The sequence below is a fragment of the Pseudoduganella sp. SL102 genome (assembly GCF_027856995.1).
GTDB lineage: Bacteria > Pseudomonadota > Gammaproteobacteria > Burkholderiales > Burkholderiaceae_D > Rugamonas > Rugamonas albidiflava.
Genome location: NZ_CP115554.1, coordinates 2,067,315 through 2,088,199, shown reverse-complemented (window position 1 = coordinate 2,088,199; position 20,885 = coordinate 2,067,315). Strand labels below are relative to the sequence as shown.

The 20,885-nt window shown below is 63.2% G+C and carries 20 protein-coding genes and 1 other RNA gene; 12 read left to right on the top strand and 9 right to left on the bottom strand.

Going from position 1 to position 20,885, the window contains the following annotated elements:
• Positions 1–15: 15 nt before the first annotated feature.
• The 4 genes from pheA to gyrA form a co-directional block, all read right to left on the bottom strand.
• A complete protein-coding gene (pheA, locus tag OU994_RS08890; protein ID WP_281610460.1) occupies positions 16–1,089 on the bottom strand; it encodes a prephenate dehydratase in 1,074 nt (357 codons plus the stop codon).
• 147 nt (positions 1,090–1,236) lie between these two features.
• A complete protein-coding gene (gene serC, locus OU994_RS08885) occupies positions 1,237–2,325 on the bottom strand; it encodes a 3-phosphoserine/phosphohydroxythreonine transaminase (protein WP_281610459.1) in 1,089 nt (362 codons plus the stop codon).
• A gap of 10 nt (positions 2,326–2,335) precedes the next feature.
• Positions 2,336–2,917 carry a DUF2059 domain-containing protein gene (locus OU994_RS08880; RefSeq protein ID WP_131147209.1) on the bottom strand — a complete coding sequence of 194 codons (582 nt, stop codon included), beginning with the start codon at positions 2,915–2,917 and terminating at the stop codon, positions 2,336–2,338.
• 85 nt (positions 2,918–3,002) lie between these two features.
• The gene (gyrA, locus tag OU994_RS08875; RefSeq protein WP_281610458.1) at positions 3,003–5,729 is read right to left on the bottom strand and encodes a DNA gyrase subunit A; all 2,727 of its coding nucleotides are present in this window, start codon (positions 5,727–5,729) and stop codon (positions 3,003–3,005) included.
• Between the two features lie 489 nt (positions 5,730–6,218).
• Between gyrA and ompA the strand changes: the two genes are divergently transcribed.
• The 5 genes from ompA to ssrA all read left to right on the top strand — a co-directional run bounded on the left by ompA (position 6,219) and on the right by ssrA (position 10,294).
• A complete protein-coding gene (gene ompA, locus OU994_RS08870) occupies positions 6,219–6,932 on the top strand; it encodes an outer membrane protein OmpA (protein ID WP_131147211.1) in 714 nt (237 codons plus the stop codon).
• Positions 6,933–7,253: 321 nt separating this feature from the next.
• On the top strand, positions 7,254–7,955 hold the full coding sequence (ubiG, locus tag OU994_RS08865; RefSeq protein WP_281610457.1) for a bifunctional 2-polyprenyl-6-hydroxyphenol methylase/3-demethylubiquinol 3-O-methyltransferase UbiG: 702 nt from the start codon (positions 7,254–7,256) through the stop codon (positions 7,953–7,955).
• A gap of 43 nt (positions 7,956–7,998) precedes the next feature.
• Positions 7,999–8,688, top strand: a complete 690-nt coding sequence (locus OU994_RS08860; protein WP_281610456.1) for an HAD family hydrolase — start codon at positions 7,999–8,001, stop codon at positions 8,686–8,688.
• A 93-nt stretch (positions 8,689–8,781) separates the two neighbouring features.
• Positions 8,782–9,753, top strand: a complete 972-nt coding sequence (locus tag OU994_RS08855; RefSeq protein ID WP_281610455.1) for a hypothetical protein — start codon at positions 8,782–8,784, stop codon at positions 9,751–9,753.
• A 210-nt stretch (positions 9,754–9,963) separates the two neighbouring features.
• Positions 9,964–10,294, top strand: a transfer-messenger RNA (tmRNA) gene (gene ssrA, locus OU994_RS08850).
• Positions 10,295–10,970: 676 nt separating this feature from the next.
• On the opposite strand, the gene OU994_RS08845 is transcribed toward ssrA, so the two are convergent.
• On the bottom strand, positions 10,971–11,471 hold the full coding sequence (locus OU994_RS08845) for a PEPxxWA-CTERM sorting domain-containing protein (RefSeq protein WP_281610454.1): 501 nt from the start codon (positions 11,469–11,471) through the stop codon (positions 10,971–10,973).
• A 1,573-nt stretch (positions 11,472–13,044) separates the two neighbouring features.
• On the opposite strand from OU994_RS08845, the gene OU994_RS08840 reads away from it, so the two are divergent.
• The 5 genes from OU994_RS08840 (at position 13,045) to OU994_RS08820 (ending at position 16,333) form a co-directional block, all read left to right on the top strand.
• Positions 13,045–13,653, top strand: a complete 609-nt coding sequence (locus OU994_RS08840; protein WP_281610453.1) for a PEP-CTERM sorting domain-containing protein — start codon at positions 13,045–13,047, stop codon at positions 13,651–13,653.
• A gap of 363 nt (positions 13,654–14,016) precedes the next feature.
• On the top strand, positions 14,017–14,544 hold the full coding sequence (locus OU994_RS08835) for an FxDxF family PEP-CTERM protein (protein ID WP_281610452.1): 528 nt from the start codon (positions 14,017–14,019) through the stop codon (positions 14,542–14,544).
• Positions 14,545–14,613: 69 nt separating this feature from the next.
• Positions 14,614–15,144, top strand: a complete 531-nt coding sequence (locus tag OU994_RS08830; RefSeq protein WP_281610451.1) for a PEP-CTERM sorting domain-containing protein — start codon at positions 14,614–14,616, stop codon at positions 15,142–15,144.
• 73 nt (positions 15,145–15,217) lie between these two features.
• Positions 15,218–15,766 (top strand): PEP-CTERM sorting domain-containing protein, encoded by a 549-nt coding sequence (locus tag OU994_RS08825; RefSeq protein ID WP_281610450.1) that lies wholly within the window; start codon positions 15,218–15,220, stop codon positions 15,764–15,766.
• A 168-nt stretch (positions 15,767–15,934) separates the two neighbouring features.
• Positions 15,935–16,333 (top strand): hypothetical protein, encoded by a 399-nt coding sequence (locus OU994_RS08820; RefSeq protein ID WP_281610449.1) that lies wholly within the window; start codon positions 15,935–15,937, stop codon positions 16,331–16,333.
• Between the two features lie 47 nt (positions 16,334–16,380).
• Here the strand turns inward: OU994_RS08820 and OU994_RS08815 are convergent, their stop codons facing one another.
• The gene (locus OU994_RS08815) at positions 16,381–16,926 is read right to left on the bottom strand and encodes a GNAT family N-acetyltransferase (protein ID WP_281610448.1); all 546 of its coding nucleotides are present in this window, start codon (positions 16,924–16,926) and stop codon (positions 16,381–16,383) included.
• A 58-nt stretch (positions 16,927–16,984) separates the two neighbouring features.
• On the opposite strand from OU994_RS08815, the gene OU994_RS08810 reads away from it, so the two are divergent.
• Together OU994_RS08810 and OU994_RS08805 are read left to right on the top strand one after the other, a co-directional pair.
• A complete protein-coding gene (locus OU994_RS08810; protein WP_281610447.1) occupies positions 16,985–17,284 on the top strand; it encodes an antibiotic biosynthesis monooxygenase in 300 nt (99 codons plus the stop codon).
• 138 nt (positions 17,285–17,422) lie between these two features.
• Entirely contained in the window at positions 17,423–17,725 is a 303-nt protein-coding gene (locus OU994_RS08805) for a hypothetical protein (RefSeq protein ID WP_281610446.1), read from the top strand.
• A 115-nt stretch (positions 17,726–17,840) separates the two neighbouring features.
• On the opposite strand, the gene pncB is transcribed toward OU994_RS08805, so the two are convergent.
• From pncB to OU994_RS08790, 3 genes are all read right to left on the bottom strand, one after another.
• On the bottom strand, positions 17,841–19,061 hold the full coding sequence (gene pncB, locus OU994_RS08800) for a nicotinate phosphoribosyltransferase (protein ID WP_281610445.1): 1,221 nt from the start codon (positions 19,059–19,061) through the stop codon (positions 17,841–17,843).
• A 1-nt stretch (position 19,062) separates the two neighbouring features.
• On the bottom strand, positions 19,063–19,929 hold the full coding sequence (locus tag OU994_RS08795; protein ID WP_281610444.1) for a cysteine hydrolase: 867 nt from the start codon (positions 19,927–19,929) through the stop codon (positions 19,063–19,065).
• 264 nt (positions 19,930–20,193) lie between these two features.
• Positions 20,194–20,808 (bottom strand): FMN-dependent NADH-azoreductase, encoded by a 615-nt coding sequence (locus tag OU994_RS08790; RefSeq protein WP_131147224.1) that lies wholly within the window; start codon positions 20,806–20,808, stop codon positions 20,194–20,196.
• Positions 20,809–20,885: the final 77 nt, after the last annotated feature.

Below are 20,885 nucleotides of genomic sequence, written 5' to 3'. Positions count from 1 at the left end.
TAGGGTTCAACTGCGTCAGTTCAGGCTGGTCGGGTAAGAGCCCAGCACCTTGAAAAAGGCGGCGTTCCCCTTGAGTTCGGCGAGCGCCTGCGTCACGGCCTGGTTCTGGACGTGGCCTTCGATGTCGACATAAAAATAGTACTCCCACGTGCCCACGCGCGCGGGACGGGATTCGAAGCGCGTCATCGACACGCCGTGCCTGGCCAGCGGCGCCAGCAGCTGGTACACGGCGCCGGCCTTGTTCGGCACGGCCAGCACCAGCGAGGTGCGGTCGCTGCCGGACGGCCCCGGCTGCAGCTGGCCGACGATGACGAAGCGGGTGCGGTTGTGCGGATCGTCCTGGATATGGCTGTTGACGATGCCCAGGTTGTACTGGGTGCCGGCGATCTCGCTGGCGATCGCGGCCACCGAAGGATCGAGGCTGGCCAGCCGCGCCGCTTCGGCGTTCGACGCGACGGCGCGCCGCTCCACGTGCGGATAATGCTCGTTCAGCCAGACCTGGCACTGGGCCAGCGCCTGCGAATGGGCGCAGATCGCCGTCACGCCGCCCATCGTGCCCGTCTTGCTCATCAGGCTGTGGTGCACGGCGATCGCCACTTCGCCGCTGATGATCAGCGGTGTCTGCAGCAGCAGGTCGAGGGTGCGGTTGATGGCGCCCTCGGACGAGTTCTCGACCGGCACGACGCCGAACTCGGCGGTACCGGCCTCGGTGGCGCGGAACACTTCATCGATGGAAGCGCACGGCATGCCCTCGACGGCGTGGCCGAACTGCTGGTAGACGGCCTGTTCGCTGAACGTGCCGGACGGGCCCAGGTAGGCGACGGTCACGCGCTTTTCCAGCGCGCGGCAGGCCGACATGATCTCGCGGAAAATCGTTTGCGCCTCGGTATCGCCGATCGGGCCCGGATTGCGCTCGGCCACGCTGCGCAGCACCTGGGCTTCGCGTTCGGGGCGGAATACCGGGGCGTTGGTTTCGGCTTTTACATGCCCCACTTCCTGCGCGACCTTGGCGCGCTGGTTCAGCAGGGACAGGATTTGCGCGTCGATCGCATCGATCTGGTCGCGCAAGGGTTTCAGTTTGTCTGTCATGGTTTTGCTTGGGATCTGGTAGCGAAACGATTGCTCATGCATACCCCCGAGGCAGATGCCGGGGTCGGACCCGGCGGGTCCGACCCCAGGGTTACGCCCTTGGGGCTAACGCAGCCGGTAGTCCCGCTGCGTCATCGATTGCAGGAACTACCGCTTTGCAAACTCGTTCAGATAATCGACCAGCGCCTGGACGCCTTCGATCGGCATCGCATTGTAGATCGATGCGCGCAATCCACCGACGGACTTGTGGCCCTTCAGCTGCAGCAGCCCGCGCGCCTTCGCGCCGGCCAGGAATGCCTCGTACTGCGATTCGTCGCGCAGGTAGAACGGTACGTTCATGCGCGAGCGGTATTGGGGGGCGACGCGATTCTGGTAGAAGTCGTCCGCATCCAGTGCCGCGTACAGCAGCCTGGCTTTCTCGATATTGCGCTGTTCCATCGCCGCCACGCCGCCGTTCTTCTTCAGCCACTGGAACACCAGGCCGGCGATGTAGATGCCGTACGTGGGCGGCGTGTTGTACATGGATTCGTTGTCGGCCACGTTCTTGAAATCGAACGCGGACGGGCACGCCGGCAGCGCATGGCCGACCAGGTCGTCGCGCACGATGACGACGGTGACGCCGGCCGGGCCGATGTTCTTTTGCGCGCCGCCGAAGATCAGGCCGTATTTCGACACGTCGACCTGGCGCGACAGGATGTGCGACGACATGTCGGCCACGATCGGCACGCCGGCCGGCACCTCGGGCGCAAAGTCGATCTCGACACCGTCGATGGTCTCGTTGGTGCACAGGTGCAGGTAGGCCGCATCCGGCGTCAGCTTCCATTCCGACTGCGGCGGCACCACCGTATAGCGGCTGGCTTCGGCCGATACCGCCACGTTGACCTTGGCGTAGCGCGCGGCTTCCTTGACCGACTTCCCGGACCACGAACCCGTATGGACGAAGTCGATGGTGGCGCCCGGGCCCTTCCTGCCGACCAGGTTCATCGGGATGATCGCGTTCTGCGACAGGCCGCCACCCTGCATGAACAGGATGCGGTAATTGTCCGGCACGGCCAGCAGCTCGCGCAGGTCGCTCTCGGCCTGGCGGTAGATCGAAATGAATTCGGGGCCGCGGTGGCTCATCTCCATCACGGACATCCCGCTGCCGTGCCAGTCCAGCATCTCGGCGGCGGCCTGCTGCAGCACCTCCTTCGGCAGTACGGCCGGGCCGGCGGAGAAGTTGTAGATGGTCGTCACGCGCGGCTCCTTATTTCTTCGATTGCTGCTGGTTGAGCTGCTGCTGGTTGAGTTCCTGCATCAGCTTGTTGATGCGGGGACCGATGACGCGCTGGCCCACCTGCATGCCCTCGCCCATCAGCTGCGGCATCACCTGCAGCGATTTCTTGCCGATCGGCGTGCGGTAGAACGTGGCCAGCTGCTTCATCTCGTCGGCCGTGAAGTAGCGCGCGTAGAGCGGCACCACTTCGGCCATCATCTCGTCGGCCAGCTTCGGATCTTCCAGCACTTTTTTGACGGCGTTCACGGCCTGCGGCACCATCTTGTCGAGCTCGGCCAGCTTGTCGGCCTTTTCCTTCTCCGACAGCTTGGGGTTGTTGCGGATCGAACCTTCCGCGCCCGAGCGCATCATGGCCGGCATGTTGTTGGTCATCTGCTTCATGGCGGCCGCCGTGGTGGCGCGGTAATTCATCGCATCCAGCAGTTCGCGCGCGGCGGCGGCGGCCTTGGGATCCGGCGCCGGTGCCTGGGTGGTGAGCGGTGCCGGCGCGTTCTGGGCGAAGGCGCCGGCGCAGGCCAGCGATACGAGCAGGGTTGCAGCGATTTTTTTCATGTTCAGGGCATCCGTTCAGTGGGACCAGTGGGACAAAAAACCGCGGGCCCGGTCCGGTGGTTCGGACGGGGCCCGCGGGCTGTACTTACTCTGCTGATGGGTCTGCGTCAGATGAATCAGCTGCCGGCGAATCGTCGCCCGGCAGATCGTCGGCTGGCGCATCGCCGGCCGCGGCCTCCGGCGCCGGATCGGCCACGGCACCGGCCGCGGCCTCGGCCAGGGCATCCACCTCGTCGGCATCCGCCTCGACGATGCGCTGCAGGCCCGACAGGTGCGTGCCATCCTCGACGGCGATCAGCGTCACGCCCTGGGTGGCGCGGCCCATCTCGCGGATCTCGGAAACGCGCGTGCGGATCAGTACGCCGCCGGTGGTGATCAGCATGATCTCGTCACTCGGATCGACCAGCGTGGCGGCCACGACTTTACCGTTGCGCTCGGTGGTCTGGATCGCGATCATGCCCTTCGTGCCACGGCCGTGGCGCGTGTACTCGGTAATCGGCGTGCGCTTGCCGTAGCCATTCTCGGTGGCCGTCAGCACGGTCTGCTGCTCGTTCTCGGCCACCAGCAGCGCGATCACGTTCTGGCCTTCGTCCAGGTTCATGCCGCGCACGCCGCGCGCCGTGCGGCCCATCGGGCGCACGTCGTTCTCGTCGAAGCGCACCGCCTTGCCGGCATCGGAGAACAGCATCACGTCGTGCTTGCCGTCGGTCAGCGCGGCGCCGATCAGGAAGTCGCCCTCGTCCAGGTCCACGGCGATGATGCCGGCCTTGCGCGGGTTGCTGAAATCCTTCAGCGGCGTCTTCTTCACGGTGCCCAGGCTGGTGGACATGAACACATAGTGATCTTCCGGGAAGGTGCGGTTTTCGCCGGACAGCGGCAGCACCACGGTGATCTTTTCATTGTCCTGCAGCGGGAACATGTTGACGATCGGCTTGCCGCGCGAATTGCGCGAGCCTTGCGGCACTTCCCACACCTTCAGCCAGTACATCCGGCCGCGGTTGCTGAAGCACAGGATGTAGTCGTGCGTGTTGGCGATGAACAGCTGGTCGATCCAGTCCTCGTCCTTGGTGGCCATGGCCTGCTTGCCGCGGCCGCCGCGCTTCTGGGCGCGGTACTCGGAGATCGGCTGCGCCTTCATGTAGCCCATGTGCGACAGCGTGACCACCATGTCCTGCGGCGTGATCAGGTCTTCCGTTTCCAGGTCGGTGGCGTTGTGCTCGATCGTCGAGCGGCGCACGTCCTTCGCGCCGTATTCGGTCACGGCGGCGGTCAGCTCGTCGCTGATGATCGCCGTCACGCGGGCCGGCTTGGCCAGGATGTCCAGCAGATCGGCGATCTGCGCCATCACGTCCTTGTATTCGTTGACGATCTTGTCCTGTTCCAGGCCCGTCAGGCGCTGCAGGCGCATCTGCAGGATTTCCTGCGCCTGGTCGTCGGACAGCTTGTACAGGCCATCGGCTTGCATGCCGTAATGCTTCGGCAGGTGTTCCGGACGGAAGGCGTTGATGTCCACGATGCCGCCATCGCCCGTGCGGGCCAGCATTTCGCGCACCAGGGACGAATCCCAGGCGCGCGCCATCAGCTCCGTCTTCGCCAGCGGCGGCGTGGGCGCGGCCTTGATGATGGCGATGAAGTCGTCGATGTTGGCCAGCGCCACGGCCAGGCCTTCCAGCACGTGGCCGCGCTCGCGCGCCTTGCGCAGCTCGAACACGGTGCGGCGCGTGACCACTTCGCGGCGGTGCGACAGGAACACCGACAGCAGGTCCTTCAGGTTCATCAGCTTGGGCTGGTTGTCCACCAGCGCCACCATGTTCATGCCGAAGGTGTCCTGCAACTGGGTCTGCTTGTACAGGTTGTTCAGCACCACTTCCGGCACTTCGCCCCGCTTCAGCTCGATCACCACGCGCATGCCCGACTTGTCGGACTCGTCGCGGATGTCGGAAATGCCTTCCAGCTTCTTGTCGCGCACGTTCTCGGCGATACGCTCGAGCAGCGACTTCTTGTTGACCTGGTACGGCAGCTCGTCGACGATGATCGCCATGCGGCCGCCGTCCTTGCCGTATTCCTCGAAGTGGGTCTTGGCGCGCATGACGACGCGGCCGCGGCCCGTGCGGTAGCCGTCGCGCACGCCGGACACGCCATAGATCGTGCCGCCGGTCGGGAAGTCTGGCGCCGGGATCAGTTCGATCAGCTCGTCCACCGTGCAGTCCGGGTTGGCCAGCACGTGCAGCGCACCGCTGATCACTTCGGCCAGGTTGTGCGGCGGGATGTTGGTGGCCATGCCGACCGCGATGCCGGACGAGCCGTTGATCAGCAGGTTCGGCACGCGCGTCGGCAGCACCGTCGGTTCTTTTTCCTTGCCGTCGTAGTTCGGCTGGAAGTCGACGGTTTCCTTGTCGATGTCGGCCAGCAGTTCGCCGGCGATCTTGTCGAGGCGGCACTCGGTGTAACGCATGGCCGCCGCGGCATCGCCGTCGATCGAGCCGAAGTTACCCTGGCCATCCACCAGCGTGTAGCGCAGCGAGAAGTCCTGTGCCATCCGCACCAGCGTGTCGTAGATCGACGCATCGCCGTGCGGGTGGTATTTACCCATCGTGTCACCCACCACGCGGGCGCACTTCACGTACGGCCGGTTGTAGTGGTAATTACTTTCGTGCATGGAGAACAGCACACGGCGGTGTACCGGCTTCAGGCCATCGCGTGCATCCGGCAAGGCCCGGCCCACGATCACGCTCATGGCGTAATCGAGGTAGCTCTTGCGCATCTCTTCTTCGAGGGAAATAGGGATTGTTTCTTTTGCGAATTGATCCATTGGCGGGTCGATCTTCTCTGACGTTGGTTCAGGCTGCTTGGGACCGCAGACAATCGTGGGATTTTACCATGCGGCCATGTACCCCGGCCGATCCGCAACTTTCCTCTCAGCCACTGCGCGCCACGTCCGCCGGGGACGGTGCAGAATCGACATGTAATCGTGCCGACATATTCACGGCTTACCATCGCCGCACAATGCCATAAGTGTTATATGAGCGTTGCAACAACACAACATTTTGGTCGAATGCGGCGGGCGGCCGGGTCGGAGCGCGATTCGTGCGATGCCAGCGCGTATGGCAAAATGACGGAAATACAAACTTGGCTGAATCGCAAATCGGCAGTCACTTCCCCGCGCCTCATCGGATATCGCCGGGGTCGGGGACCCAATACCGAGCCACATGTTAGTATTCGCGCCGCTCGCACTTTAGCAATATGCAACGTACGTCGCGCGGCGCAGGCTGCCGATAACACACCGAAAGGAAACAAAAACATGAAAAAATTGATCTCCAGCATCTTCGCAGCGTCGGCCGTCCTTGCTGGCACCGCAGTCGCGCAAGACAAGCCGACCGCGCCGCCTTTCGCGCCCGTGACCCAGGATATCCAGGCGCCAAAACCGAAGAGCGCCTACGTGCAGGACCAGCGCGGCGTGATCGCCCGCAACCCGTTCGGCCTGTGCTGGCGCACCGGCTACTGGACGCCGGCCGACGCGGTGCCAGGCTGCGACCTGCCGATCTGCGTGGAACCCGAGCGCCTGGAAAACGGCAAGTGCGTGGCACCGCCGCCGCCGGCCGCTCCGGCACCGGCCCCTGCCCCGGCACCTGCACCAGCCGCGGCACCGGTGCCGACGTCTGAAAAAGTCAGCTACAACGCCGATGCGTTCTTCGACTTCGACAAGGCCGTGCTGAAGCCGGAAGGCAAGCAGGCGCTGGACGAGCTGTCGGGCAAGCTGGGCGGCATCAACGTGGAAGTCGTGATCGCCGTCGGCCACACCGACTCCGTGGGCACCGATGCCTACAACGAGAAGCTGGCCGTGCGCCGCGCCGAATCCGTGAAGGCATACCTGCTGTCGAAGGGCGTCGACGCGAACCGCGTGTACACCGAAGGCAAGGGCGAGAAGCAGCCGGTCGCCGACAACAAGACCGCCGAAGGCCGCGCGAAGAACCGCCGCGTGGAAATCGAAGTCGTCGGTACCCGCAACAAGTAATCCCGGCTCACGCCACAAAATCCCGCTTCGGCGGGATTTTTTTTGCCCATCCCACAGCCGCGCCTGCTGGTAGCTTTACAACACCGGGGACAGTCCCTAATGCCGCTTAGATAAGCCCACCCAAGTGCAAATTCCGGGGTCAGACCCGGCGGGTCTGACCCCAGCCCTTCGCTGTTGGGGTGAATGCATGCGCTTCCAACGTATCGGGCAACGCTTAACTTAGCGGCATTAGGGACTGTCCCCGATTTTCGGCAACGTTTCCTGGGGCACATTTTTCAGCCGTACTTTGGAACCCGACCAATAACCGTTATGATTCGCGTCATGAACGCAAACGCCGACCCACTTGAATTGCAAAAATTCAGCGAGCTGGCCCACCGCTGGTGGGACCCGACGTCTGAATTCCGCCCCCTGCACGACATCAATCCGCTGCGCCTGGAATGGATCAACGCGCGCGCCCCGCTGGCGGGCAAGAACGTGATCGACATCGGCTGCGGCGGCGGCATCCTGTCCGAATCGATGGCGAAGAAGGGTGCCACCGTGACGGGCATCGACCTGTCGAAGCGCGCCCTGAAGGTGGCCGACCTGCACAGCCTGGAATCGGGCGTGCCGGTGCGCTACAAGCTGATCGCCGCCGAGGACATGGCAGCCGAGGAAGCGGGCCAGTACGACGTGGTGACCTGCATGGAAATGCTCGAGCACGTGCCGGATCCGGCCGCGATCGTGCGCGCCGCCGCCACGCTGGTGAAGCCGGGCGGCCACGTGTTCTTCTCCACGCTGAACCGCAATCCGAAGTCCTACCTGTTTGCGGTGATCGGCGCCGAATACGTGCTGCGCATGCTGCCGAAGGGCACGCATACCTACGAAAAATTCATCACGCCGGCCGAGCTGTCGCAATATGTGCGCAGCGCCGGGCTGCAGGTGGAAAGCCTGAAGGGGCTGGGCTACAACCCGCTGACCAAGTTTTATTCGCTGAACAACGACACCAGTGTGAACTACATGATGTCGTGCATTCGCCCTGAGTGACCCGGGCGGCCGCCCGGCCGCCCATAATTGAACGACTCCGACCATGAGCTTCACGACCGCCCCGCGCGCCATCCTGTTCGACCTCGATGGCACCCTTGCCGATACCGCCCCCGACCTGGCGGCCGCCGTCAACCGGCTGCGCACCGACCGCGGCCTGGCGCCCACGCCGTACGACATCCTGCGCCCGACCGCATCGCACGGCGCGCGTGGCATGATCGGCGCCGCCTTCGGGCTGAAGCCGGAAGACGAAGGCTTCGTGGAGCTGCGCGATGAATTCTTCAGCTACTACGAAAACGCGATGATGGTGCACAGCTCGCTGTTCCCCGGCGTCGGCACCCTGCTTGCCGGCCTCGCGGACGCCGGCCTGGCCTGGGGCATCGTCACCAACAAGTCGGCCCGTTTCACCGATCCGCTGATGCCGCTGATCGGCCTCGATCACGCCGGCTGCGTCATTTCGGGCGACACCACGCCGCACGCGAAACCGCACCCTGCCCCGCTGCTGGAAGCGGCGCGCCGCATCGGCGTCGCGCCTGAACAATGCTGGTACGTGGGCGACGACCTGCGCGACATCCAGGGTGGCCGCGCCGCCGGCATGACGACGGTGGCGTGCCAGTGGGGCTACTGTGGCGCATCGGAACCGGCCAGCTGGGAGGCGGACCACCTGGTCGATACGCCGGAAGCACTGCTGGCGCTCGTGCTGGCTTCCGTCGGCGGCGTCACGCTGGCGGCTTGATCACCCAATTCAAGTTGCCCTAAGTTAAGTAATCGTCGTACCATAGAGGTAACACGTATTAATTAACCAGCAACTTTCACCGGGGAGGCAGCAATGCCTGGCGAAAACGCGACCGAACCGTCTCACATCCCGCGCAGCAGTGCGCCGCAAGTCTGGACAGCCACGGTAGCAGAGACGAAATTCTATTGGTATGACCTGCTGGTGGATGGCAGTCCGCTGCCGGACTTCCGCGACCCTGTCGGCCGCTACCTGCGCCGCGTGCAGTTCGCCATCGACGGCACGATGGAAAAGCGCCTGCTGTACTTCCTCGTCGCCCGCCCGCGCCTGCGCTTCGACTTGCAGCGCAATGTCAGCTGGAGCTTTTTCTCGCTGAAGCTGACCATTCCCGTGCTGATCGGCGCGGAAGAGCGCAAGAGCACGATCACCATCGACCTCGACGTTCCATTCGAAGCCACCTACAAGAAACCGCTCGTGCAGGTGCAGGACAAATTCCTGCTGCTGAACTGGGGCGCGCTGGTGGAAACGCTCAGCATCCACGACCTGGTGCAGCGCTACGAGACGGGGCTGGCGTTCCCCGGCACCGTGCTCTACGTCGGCCAGACGCACGACCCGGCCGGCCGGCTGGCCAAGGGCCATCACATGGCGGTGAACCGGGCACGCGACGCTGGCATGGTGGATAGCGACATGTTCCTGCTGATCCAGCGTTTCGATGTGAAGGTGGAGACGGCTGCGACCGACCTTTCCGAAGAAGCATCGATGCGCACCCACGTGGATCTGCTGGAAGGCGCGCTGATCGGCTATTTCGAGGGTCCCACGTCGCGCCTGCGCAGCGAGATCGAACTGGGCAACCGGCGCGACCACCTGGCCGAGCTGCAATACACGTATTTCCTGACGAAGCTGACGGTCGACCTCGGTTTCCAGGGTGCCGATGGGTTCTACGACCTGGAATCCGCCCAGGCCGGCCGTTCGCGCCGTCACCTGTTCGAGTGCTCGTTCACGGCGGGTGCACCTGTTATCCAGCGCTTGCCCGACAACGCTCGGCCCCTGCCTGTCCTGCGCGCCTGATCCGGGCTTTCGGCGGCGCGTGATCGATGCTCAGGCAACGCTCACACGGCGGTCGCTCGGCGCCTAGGCGAATCTCAGGCTACGCTCCTTCGACGCTCGATCGCCCCTTAACCGGCGCTTAAACGGCGCCGGAACCTGCACAGCCGCGCTGCATTCGCATGCACTGGCCGCCGCTTTGGGGTACAATGCTCTTTCCTTCTGTGGGGACGACCTGGCTTCGACGTGGGTTGCAAAGCAGAACAGGGCATACCGAGGGCTGGTCACCTCGTAAATACATCCAGAAACAAACTAACTGCAAACGATAACTCGTACGCACTGGCAGCTTAATCGCTGTTAGCTCCACAACACCTCGCCTCTGGGGTGGGCCGTTAAAAGCTGTGGAGTCATTTACAGAGGCTAGGACTCAACCGGGTTACTTGGTTGCTTCCGAAATTTAAGGTAACTCGCTTGAACAAAGGGTGCACGTCCCCGTTGTTCCGGTTAAATTAATTGATAGTGCTAAGTATGTAGAACTGTCTGTGGAGTGCTTGCGGACGCGGGGGATTTGCGGGGTTTCGGCGAGCACCGCTCGCTGCCGCAAATCCGACCCGCGCCTACCAGCGCGGGGCTCTCCGATTCGCCCGTTCACGACCTCGCTCCGCGAGGTCGCTACCGCCCGGCGGGCTTGCTTGGGCCGTTTTCTTTTGTTCTCTGGTTCCGACTCCGGGAATCCAATCCGCGTCCGTTCACGGACGGCGGAACGGGGAATTCAGGCCGCCTGCGGCCTGCCCGTGGAGCGGCCACCCGCCTGCCAGCGGGGGCCTATGGGCTTTGGCGGGGTTTTGCCGAGCACCGCTCGGTGCCGCAAATCCGACCCGCGCCTGCAAGCGGCTTCGGCAGGGTTTCACGCCGCACTGCGGTGCGCTGCCCAAGCGGGTTGCGCTTACCAGCGCAACCCTCCCGGCTCTCCGATTCGCCCATTCACGACCTCGCTCCGCGAGGTCGCTACCGCCCGGCGGGCTTTGCCTGATCCCAATTCTCTTGTTCTCTGTTCCGACCGCGGCATTTGCGACCAGTACGCGCACGCGCGCGATGCTGGCGGAAATGACCCGCCAGCGCCGAGCAGGATCAACGGTGGCCACTCGATCGACTGACCAGCGGCGAAGGACCCGGGGATGCGCGCCATTCACGCGGACGGCGCTCGTGGCCATGCCGCCAGGTTAGCGCGCACCGCTCACTTAGACATTAGCTTGGCGACGGCGCAGTGCGATACCGACCAAGCCTAGGCCGGCCAGCATCATTCCGTACGTTGCCGGTTCAGGAACGGCGGAAATGGTCAGCGTGTATCGCTCCGTCCCGAACCAGGTATCGGTCAGCTCAAAGGTACCTGCCTTGAACTCGAAATTATCTTCGCTGCCGCTATAGAGCTGCGGGCCGTAGCTGAGCATCAGGGCGACGTTGCGTGGGTAATCAACAATAAACAGTCCACCGCGTTTCGAGCCGTTCCGGAAATATAGGTCGGCAGTCCCCTCGTGAGATCCGGAAAACAAGCCATTGACGCCGTCGTAACGAAAACTTTGCCCTAGAAAGACGGCAGCCGGCGCCTCATCGCTATCAAGCTGCCACGTGGCCGAATAGTCGCCACTTACGGTGAACTTATATAGTTCTGCGTTAGCGGCGCTAGCCGAGAGTAGCGCAGCCGCAAACACGACGCTGCTCAATATGCGGGTCGATTTCATTTCAGTCCTTAGAAAGTGGTTGATATGGATGTCATGCGATGGCCTGCACCGACATGACATTGTCAGATTAGCATGATCTGACTCAATTTTGTTCAACTCCCTTGTCTTATTGTCATCGTTGCAAAGTAGACCGGGAGGCTAGCTGTTGACAGGGGGCGGTGCAAAGTCTGGGGTCTCGACCACTGGACACCCTTATTCCCCACGCGCCCGCCCTCCCTTTTGAACGTGTTAATCAAACGTAATCGACCTAAGACACTGATTCACATGGGAAAACCGAATATTGATTTATTAAAGCGGCTGTTGAATCAGCAAATCCCTGTTAATTCAGCAGATGCCGTGTCGAAAGCCGGCCACCGCCGTGATGTGACCTCAAAATATCGGCGATTGCCAGGTGCAGACCAAGCGGACAACTTTCGTCTGGCTGGTTGCAAGCGGCGGCGGCTTCATACGAACTTCGTACGCACACGGATGCGAACTACTGCGAAATTTCGCGGCACAGTTTTGCGCCATTTCGGCGATCGGCCTTCGGCAGCAGATGAGCCAACAGCCCATGCGCGGGGGTATCTTTGCCTGGGCCATTTTCTTTTATTCTCTGGTCCCGACTCCGGGACTCCTATCCGCATCCGTTCACGGACGGCGGAACGGTGAATTCAGGCCGCCTGCGGCCTGCCCATGGAGCGGCCACTTGCTTGCCAGCGGTGGCCGATGGGCTTGGCGGAGTCTCACCGAGTACCGCTCGGTGCCGCCAAAGGGACTTGCGCTTGCAAGCGGCTTTGGCAGGGTTTCACGCCGCACTGCGGCGCGCTGCCAAGCGGGTTGCGCTTACCAGCGCAACCCTCCGGGCTCTCTGATTCGCCCATTCACGACCTCGCTCCGCGAGGTCGCTACCGCCCGGCGGGCTTGCTTGCCACCACTAGCCCGACTTCGCCGGCAACGTAGCAGGCACTACGGTACCGGCATCCCGGTGCGATGCTGGTGCAGGGCATTCGTGCCGACCTGATCCTGCTCGGGCTGGCACTGCCAGTGTCACCACAACGACTAAGTGCCGTCCTCCCCAATAGTGCGATGCCATCCATAGCGGTCCACCGCTATCGCCCCCGCACGACTGGCTCTATTCCTTTCTGGCCCCCTCTTCCCGCATGCGCTGTTGCTCCTTCACACATGCACACTCGTCCAGCTCGCGCCGCAGCACATCCTCGATCAGCCCATCAGGCCCGATGAGATACTGGTGCGCCCTGGTAGCAATCGAACGCAGGCGTGCAATCTCCCACAGCAATGCCTGGACATCTCCCGGCGCCGGCTCATGCCGCCGCAGGCCTATCTCGTGAAGCTGCTCTTTTGTGAGCGATGGAGGATAAAAGTTACTCACGACGCAAAATATACTGTGTTTTTATACAGTATATCAGTACGCCAAGCCATCCCCGCGCGCGTCTGCCGACCCTGCCGCTACGGATAGCGCGCGCCGCAGTTCATCTGGCATTACGCGCTGCAGAGAGACATATTCTTTAGGAAATTATAATTGTATATTGTTAAGATGCATGATAAATTCTCAACTTTCAACCCGGGATCCATCATGGCCTTCGTCAAATCCGTCTTCGCCCTCGCCGCCACCACCGTCCTCGCTGCCAGCGCTGCCAGTGCCGCGACCACGCTCAATTTCGACGAACAGGCCGAAAGCTCCCTGTTCATCTACAGCACCCCGCTCACCGAACGCTACGCGCCACTCGGCATCACCTTCAGCGGCACGACGACCCCGCAAAACACCCGCGGCGGTTACATCCTCGACCAGGCAAGCAACTTCGGCTTCGACGCCCTCAGCGGCACGAACTTCCTGGCGTTCAATGCCCCGACGACCGGTAATGTCGAGAATATTGCGTTCGCCACCGCATCGGCATTCGTGTCGATCTGGGGTGCCAGCAGCTCCGGCGGAACGTTCACGATGAACGCCTACGATGCCGCCGGCACGCTGCTCGACAGCGCGGTCGCGGATTTCTCGACGAACTGGACGCAGCTCAGTGTGGCAGGCAATGGCATCGCCCGCGTGGAATTGATCGGTAACAACGATGCGTACGCCTACGACGACCTGCACGTGTCGGCCGTGCCGGAACCGTCGACCTGGGGCATGTTGCTCGTCGGCGGTGGCATGCTGGGGTGGCTGGCCCGCCGCCGTCATAACGCCTGAGCAAGCCTGCGTCGTTCCGCTAAAACCCGCCGCGTGCGGGTTTTTTCACGTTGGCGCCCCGCCGTCGTCCTGCCCCACCGCACGCTGTCCAGGCCCACGCCCCTGTCAACAACACTGCGGCGTAACGCAGTGTCGCTAATTTCCAACACTGCATGTGCGCTCTCTATTCATCAGTTCGCACACGTTTCCCTCTGGAGAAGCTTCCATAAAGAAACTCTTATTTTCCATAAAAAACATCATAAACACATACTTAAATAAAGCTTAAACCCCTGCGCATCCATGTAAAAAAGTCATGCAATACTTGCCCTACCGTTGAGATAACTCTTCGGCAAAAAAAAACTCATCATTGGAGCAAGAGAAGACATGAAAATCACGAAGTTCCTGCGTACGGCGGTCGCTGCGAGCGCACTGTTCATCGGTATTGCACAGACAGCAAACGCTGAAATCACGACACACACGGGCAACACCACCGGCGGCCCGACCCTCGACCTGACACCGTGGGCGTTCCCGGGCAGCGCGATTCCTTACACCCAATACGCGTTCACGGTCGATACCGCAGGCGAATATACCTTCCAGGTAACAGCCGAATACGACGCCGCGATCCTGCTGTTTGAAAACAGCTTCGATCCAGCCGATACCACGGCCAACTTCGTCAACGGCAGCGACGACAATGTCTCGTCCACCACGGCTGCCTTCGCGGCGGACCTGGAAACCGGCTCCACCTACTTCTTTATCGTCACCGGGTCCGACGATCCGGAATATGGCTTCTACAGCGCGACGATCGGCGGCCCTGGCTTGATCTCCGCAGTACCCGAACCTTCGACCTGGCTGATGCTGGGCGTCGGCCTGGCGGCAGTCGGCTACACGGCGCGCCGCAAAACGCAGCATTGATTCACCGATGGCGGGGCTCGCGCTCCGCCATGCATTCATCTCCCCACCCACTCCCATAAGGAACCTGCGATGAATATCACCAGACTGCTCCGCAACGCGCTCACGATCTGTGCGCTGTTCGCCGGACTCATGCATACCGCCAAGGCCGATTTCCACATCGAGCGCGGCGATACCACCGGCCTTGCCACGCTGGACGTGGGCGCCATCTACATCGATGCCGGCAACGCCGTGCCCTACGACCAGCTGACCTTTACGGTGAGCGCTGGCGGCACGTACCAGTTCCTCGCGATGGCTGATTTTGATAGCGCTATCTTCCTGTATGCGGGCGAGTTCGACGCAGCTTCTCCGACCACGAACCTGATCCGGCACAACAACGACATCTTCTCGCCGGACACTTCCGGCTTCGTCTCGAACCTGTTTCCCGGGCTGAGCTACACGCTGGTGGTGACCGGCCTGGAGGATGACGAATTCGGCAAATACAGCCTGACCATCGGCGGACCCGGCAGTGTGGCGCCCGTGCCGGAACCATCCACCTGGATGATGCTGGCCCTGGGCCTGGCCGCCATCGCGCATGCACGCCAGCGCGCCGCGCGGCGCTGAAGCGCCGCAGTTATCAGCTGTCCAGCTGTCCAGTTAGCTGTCCACCATCATCGAGCCATTCACGAGGAACGTCATGAATATCAGGAAATTTTTCAGCGCCGCGCTCGCGGCATGCGCACTGTTCACCGGCTTCGCCAGCACGGCCAGCGCAGAATTCTTCAGCCATGTCGGCGACTCCACCGGCCAGCCCACCTGGGACGTCGATGCCGCCTTCAATGGCGTGGGAACCGCCGTGCCCTACCAGGCGTTCGACTTCCATGTCGACACGGACGGCCGCTACAAATTCCTGGCCGCGGCCCGCTTCGACAGCATGATCATCCTGTATGAAGGCGGTTTCGACGCCAGCGCGCCGAACGACAACCTGATCCGGTTCAACGACGACATCCTCACACCCAACACGTCCGGCTTCCAGGCGGAATTGACGGCCGGGCTGCAATACACGTTCGTCATCACCGGCTTCAACGACTCGGAATTCGGGGCATACAGCTTCACCATCGGCGGCCCGGGGTCCATCATGCCGGGGCCCGTGGCGGCGGTGCCTGAACCGTCCACCTGGCTGATGCTCGGGTTGGGTCTCGCGGCCGTGGGCTTCACGGCCCGCCGCAAAGCGCTGCTGCGCTGAGGCGGGCACGCACTGAGGCGACACGCACTGACGCGACACGCACGGCAGGGCTGCGGCCCCGCCGTTTTTCATTGCCTGTCCTCCTACACCCACCACTCCCGCGCGCCTATTCCGCCCCCTCCGGCCGGGTCCTATGATGGCCTGCAATCAATCAATCAGGAGACCATCATGCAAAATCAAGGCAACGGCGGACGTACCCTGGACCAGAAAACCCATAACGGTACGAGCAGCGCGGGCACCATGGGCACGGGCGGCACGGGCCGCACCGGCACCGACGAAGGCTACGACGAAGCGGCCAACACCCCGTGGCAAGGAAGCATGCAGACGGCGCGCACCGATGACCTGCTGTCCGACGGTTCGGCCGCGGACCAGGATGGCCAGGGCTACGCCAGCGACGGCACCAATACCCTGGGCAGCGAAAGCGGCTCGGGCGCGGGCAACCGCCAGAAGGATCGCAACGAGGATCGTGAGCAAAGCCTGTCCGGCGGCGGCCGCCCCAGCGATCCGACCGGCCTGCAAGGCTCGGCCGGCAACCAGCAATCGAGCGGCGACGACCAGCAGGGTTGATGCCGGGTAGCGCCACCGCGAGCCGGTGGCGTTGCCGAGCCTGCCGATCAGGTGCCGAAAGCGGCCCTTGGCAGGCGGTACGGGACATGTTGCGACAAAGGATGTTCCACCGGTAACGCCGGGTGCGCGAAATCCCCATCCGGGTCGCGCACCATCCCCAGCCTCTCCATCACGCGCCGCGAGCGCGCATTCTCCGCCACCGTGAACGACATGATCTCGTGCAGGCCGAGACGCCCGAAGCCGAAGCGCAAGGCGGCACGCGCCCCTTCGCTGGCCAGGCCCTTGCCCCAATGGCGCGACGCCAGCCGCCAGCCCACCTCATGGCAGGGCGCGAAAGACGTGGCGAAATCCTGGTATTTCAAGCCGACGAAGCCGGCCAGTTCGCCCGTTTCCTTCAGCTCGGCGGCGAAGTAGCAGCAGCCATGCCGCGCATGCATCGCGTTTTGCGCGCTGAAGAATTGCACGGCCTGTTCCGGCGTCACGGGGCCGGGCAGGTATTCCGTCACGGCCGGGTCGGCATTGAGCGCCACGAACGGCGCCACGTCGGCGTCGCGCCACAGGCGCAGCAGCAGCCTGTCGGTCGTCAACACCACGCTGCGTTCATGGGAAGGTTGAGGCACAATGCCTGGATTACTCATCAGGAGACATTTCATGATCCACGAAATCGCCGAAATCACCATCAAGCCGGGCACCGCGGAAGCCTTCGAAGCCGCCGTGCGCGAAGCCGTGCCGCTGTTCCGGCGTGCCAAAGGGTGCGTATCCATGCGCATCGACCGCACCATCGAACGCCCGGAAACCTATCGCCTGCTGATCGGCTGGGCAACCCTCGAGAACCATACCGTGGACTTCCGCGGCAGCGAGGATTTCCAGGCCTGGCGTGCGCTGGTGGGCGGTTATTTTGCCGAGCCGCCGAAGGTCGAGCACCTGGAGACGGTGGTCAACGGGTTCTGACCTGATGGCGGGGCACGGGATGTGCTCCGCACGGAGGGTCCCGCGGCTTCGGGGCAGACCGTGGCGCCCCGCATCGGCGCGCCGCCATTGTTGTTTTTGCAGCACAATGCGGGCAGGTCAACCCTTACAGGAACTGCCATGCCAGACACCATTCACCGCAACTTCAAGACGGTCGAGGATGCCGAATCGGCCCGTGCCGCGCTGCTGGAAGCCGGCTTCCAGGGCTCGTCCGTGCAACTGAACCTGCACGACGCGCGCGCTGTCGACACGCCCACCCTGGCCGTTGAAAACATCATGGAATCGCTGACGCCGGACGATGCGGACGATACCGACCGTCCGGTGCACCGCCCCGCCGCGCTGCTGTCCGTCGATGTCGACAGCGGCGAGCAGCGCGAACAGGCCACCGCACTGATGCTGCGCTACGGCGGCACCGAAGCCTGACCGCGCGGGCCTGGAACGGTCGGGGCGCGGCGCGGCATCAGCGATGCCTTGCCGCTCAGCGCAGCCAGGCATCGCTCCATGACAGTTTCCCGGCCAGTTTCCCCGTCAGTTCCTGTCAGGCAGCGGGATGCTCGAATACCTGCCGCAGGTAAGCGAGGAAGGTTTCATCCTTGCTCATCGTCTTGCCCGGCGAGTCCGACAGCTTGGCCACCGACTGGCCGTTGCAGCGCACCAGCTTCATCACGATGTTCAGCGGCTTCACGCCCAGGTCGTTGGTCAGCCAGGTACCGATGCCGAAGCCGGTCATGATGCGGTCGGCGAAATGGCGGTACAGGTGGATCGCCTTGTCGAGGTCCAGCCCATCGGAGAACACCAGCCGCTTCGTGTTGGCATCGATGCGCAGCCGCGCATAGTGGGCAATGGCCTTCTCTCCCCATTCGACCGGGTCGCCCGAATCATGGCGCAGGCCGTCGAACAGCTTGGCGAAGTACAGGTCGAAGTCGCGCAGGAACGCATCCATGCCCACCACGTCCGTCAGCGCCGTGCCCAGGTCGCCGCGGAATTCCTGCACCCAGTCCTCCAGCGCCGCTTTCTGGAAGTCGCGCAGGCGCACGCCGAAGGCCTGGAACGATTGCATGTACTCGTGCGCCATGGTGCCGATCGGGTGGATCTTGTAGCGCATCGCCAGGTACACGTTCGAGGTGCCCTTGAAGAATTCCGGCACTTCCGCCGCCAGCCGGCGCACCACTTCGTCGTGCCATTCGCCCGAGAAGCGGCGGCGCACGCCGAAGTCGGAAAACTCGAACGGGTTGCGCTGCATCGGCTCCTTGCCGAACGCCTTGAGCGCGGCGATCTTGGCGTCCAGGCGGCGGCGGCCCTCGGCCAGCGCGGCTTCCTGGTCGAAGCGCCGGAAATACAGTTCATTGACGATGTACAGCACGAAGATCTCGAAGCCCATCACGTGCACCTGCGGCCCGCGCGCGTGGATCAGCAGTTCGTCGCCATTGGTTTCCACGGAGATGAACTTGCGCTGGAAGCGGAACACGGTGAGGAAGTCGACGAAGTCGCTCTTGATGTAGCGTAGCGAGCGCAGATACTCGAGTTCCTCTTCGCGGAACGTCATCGTGCACAGGTGGTCGAGCTGGCGCTCGATCTCGTCCTTCAATTCGGCCAGCGGATAGGCCGGCTGGTTGCGGCACTTGAATTCATACTCGGCCTGCGCGCCCGGGTGCCAGTGCAGCAGCGCCTGCCACATGGAGAATTTATACAGGTCGGTTTCCAGCAGGCTGCGGACGACGGGTTGGAAGTTTTCGGTCATGTCGGTCATATCGGTCATGTCAGCGCCCAGCGTTGACGAGCAGTTCCTGCACCACATCGGAGGCTTGCGCGAAGCCCACGCCCGCGGCGCGCATCCGGTCGAAGAAGTCCTGTTGCTGCGCTTCGAAGCCTTGCACAGGGCTCATGCAATCGGTGATCAGCACCAGCTTCGAGGCATCGGCGCCGAAGCGCTCGGCGATGTGCTCGACGGTCGACTTCACGCAATGGCTGCCGGCCTCCCCGGCGATGTACACGCGGTCGGCATCGCGCAGGCTGGCCAGCAGCTGGCGGTTTTCCAGCGTATCGGGTTCGCCGGCATCGGGCACTTCGGCCATCACGGCCGAATAGTGCTCGGTCCACGGGTTCGAGCCCTTGGCGACTTTCGCCACCACGCCCAGCGCCGCGTCTTCCCAGCGGTTGTAGGCGTTGCGCACGGCGTCATGCACGTTGTGGCCCCAGGTGCCGATTTCGCAGTGCACCGGCCACACCATCAGGCGGTAGCGGCCGGCCGCCTCGAGCGCGTCGAGGTAGGCCAGCGCGCGTTCGCGCCCGCGCGGATCACGCGGCAGGAAGCGCGCGGCACATACATCGGCCGCGGTGATCTCGGTGAATGGCATGACCGGCCCGCCATCGCCGGCCACCCAGAAGGTCGGGTGCGCCACGTGGTAGCGGTGGTGGGAATCGAGCGTGACGGTGATCGCCGCCAGGCCGGCGCGGCCCCGTTCGATCAGTTGCGCCAGGCGCAGCATGTTGTCGTGGGCGCCCGGCACCGGCAACGCGGGCATGCGCGCGCGGCCGGTTTCCGTGTCGATCGGCAGGGATTCGGGGGGCAGGTCGCAGAAGTCGTTCTGTGGATCGATGACAAGCAGGTGCAGTCGGTCTTTCATTGATAGGCTCCGTCGGACAGCAAGCCCCATCATACCGGCTGGCATGAAAATCGACCAAACACCTGCAAAATCGAATGAATGAGCTCGTGTCACGGTGCCTGGAAGGAGTGCAGCCCTGCAAGGCTGCACCGTTCTGGAGGCGCGAAGCAGGCTTCGCGAAACCCCTCCATCACCCCCATGACACGGCCTGAGCCATTTCTTGCAGCAGAGCTCGTGTCACGGTGCCTTACACCATGACACGGCCTGGGCCGCGGCAAGGCCGCATTACGCGGCGGCGAGGGCGTCGATCGACTGGCGGCTTTTCGCCAGAGTGTCGGCCAGCGCCTGCTCACCCAGCGCGACGCCTTCGGCCTGGACGAAGGTGATGTCGGTGATGCCGAGGAAGCCCAGCACGGCGCGCAGGTAGGTGGCCAGGAAATCGTAGCCGGCCGCCGGGCCTTCGCTGTAGACGCCGCCGCTGGCGGTGAACACGTACACCTTCTTGCCGCCGGCCAGGCCGACCGGGCCGGTCTCGGTGTACTTGAAGGTACGGCCGGCGCGGGCGATGTGGTCGATATAAGCCTTCAGGCCGGACGGTACGGAGAAGTTGTACATCGGCGCACCGATCACGATCACGTCGGCGGCCAGCACTTCGTCGACCAGCTGGTCCGACAGCTTCACGGTAAAGGCTTGCTCGGCATTGCGCGCCTCGGGCGGCGTGAAGAACGCGCCCAGCATTTCCTCGGTCAGGTGCGGTACCGGCCGGGCCGCCAGGTCGCGCTCGACCACGGTGTCCGACGGGTGGCTGGCTTTCCATTTGGTGATGAACTCGGCCGACAGCTGGCGCGAAAGCGAACCGGAAGACCGCACGCTGCTATTGATGTACAGGACGTTTGCCATGATGAACTCCTCGATAAGTGGTGAATTGCAGCCATCATAGAACGGGTTTAATATCGATGAAATCCACATAATTTCAA

What these genes read in the sequence shown, in the direction of transcription:
- pheA (WP_281610460.1), bottom strand. Translation starts at nt 1,089, where the DNA reads ATGACAGACAAACTGAAACCCTTGCGCGACCAGATCGATGCGATCGAC.
- OU994_RS08880 (WP_131147209.1), bottom strand. Translation starts at nt 2,917, where the DNA reads ATGAAAAAAATCGCTGCAACCCTGCTCGTATCGCTGGCCTGCGCCGGC.
- gyrA (WP_281610458.1), bottom strand. Translation starts at nt 5,729, where the DNA reads ATGGATCAATTCGCAAAAGAAACAATCCCTATTTCCCTCGAAGAAGAG.
- ompA (WP_131147211.1), top strand. Translation starts at nt 6,219, where the DNA reads ATGAAAAAATTGATCTCCAGCATCTTCGCAGCGTCGGCCGTCCTTGCT.
- ubiG (WP_281610457.1), top strand. Translation starts at nt 7,254, where the DNA reads ATGAACGCAAACGCCGACCCACTTGAATTGCAAAAATTCAGCGAGCTG.
- OU994_RS08860 (WP_281610456.1), top strand. Translation starts at nt 7,999, where the DNA reads ATGAGCTTCACGACCGCCCCGCGCGCCATCCTGTTCGACCTCGATGGC.
- OU994_RS08855 (WP_281610455.1), top strand. Translation starts at nt 8,782, where the DNA reads ATGCCTGGCGAAAACGCGACCGAACCGTCTCACATCCCGCGCAGCAGT.
- OU994_RS08845 (WP_281610454.1), bottom strand. Translation starts at nt 11,471, where the DNA reads ATGAAATCGACCCGCATATTGAGCAGCGTCGTGTTTGCGGCTGCGCTA.
- OU994_RS08840 (WP_281610453.1), top strand. Translation starts at nt 13,045, where the DNA reads ATGGCCTTCGTCAAATCCGTCTTCGCCCTCGCCGCCACCACCGTCCTC.
- OU994_RS08835 (WP_281610452.1), top strand. Translation starts at nt 14,017, where the DNA reads ATGAAAATCACGAAGTTCCTGCGTACGGCGGTCGCTGCGAGCGCACTG.
- OU994_RS08830 (WP_281610451.1), top strand. Translation starts at nt 14,614, where the DNA reads ATGAATATCACCAGACTGCTCCGCAACGCGCTCACGATCTGTGCGCTG.
- OU994_RS08825 (WP_281610450.1), top strand. Translation starts at nt 15,218, where the DNA reads ATGAATATCAGGAAATTTTTCAGCGCCGCGCTCGCGGCATGCGCACTG.
- OU994_RS08820 (WP_281610449.1), top strand. Translation starts at nt 15,935, where the DNA reads ATGCAAAATCAAGGCAACGGCGGACGTACCCTGGACCAGAAAACCCAT.
- OU994_RS08810 (WP_281610447.1), top strand. Translation starts at nt 16,985, where the DNA reads ATGATCCACGAAATCGCCGAAATCACCATCAAGCCGGGCACCGCGGAA.
- OU994_RS08805 (WP_281610446.1), top strand. Translation starts at nt 17,423, where the DNA reads ATGCCAGACACCATTCACCGCAACTTCAAGACGGTCGAGGATGCCGAA.
- pncB (WP_281610445.1), bottom strand. Translation starts at nt 19,061, where the DNA reads ATGACCGATATGACCGACATGACCGAAAACTTCCAACCCGTCGTCCGC.
- OU994_RS08795 (WP_281610444.1), bottom strand. Translation starts at nt 19,929, where the DNA reads ATGAAAGACCGACTGCACCTGCTTGTCATCGATCCACAGAACGACTTC.
- OU994_RS08790 (WP_131147224.1), bottom strand. Translation starts at nt 20,808, where the DNA reads ATGGCAAACGTCCTGTACATCAATAGCAGCGTGCGGTCTTCCGGTTCG.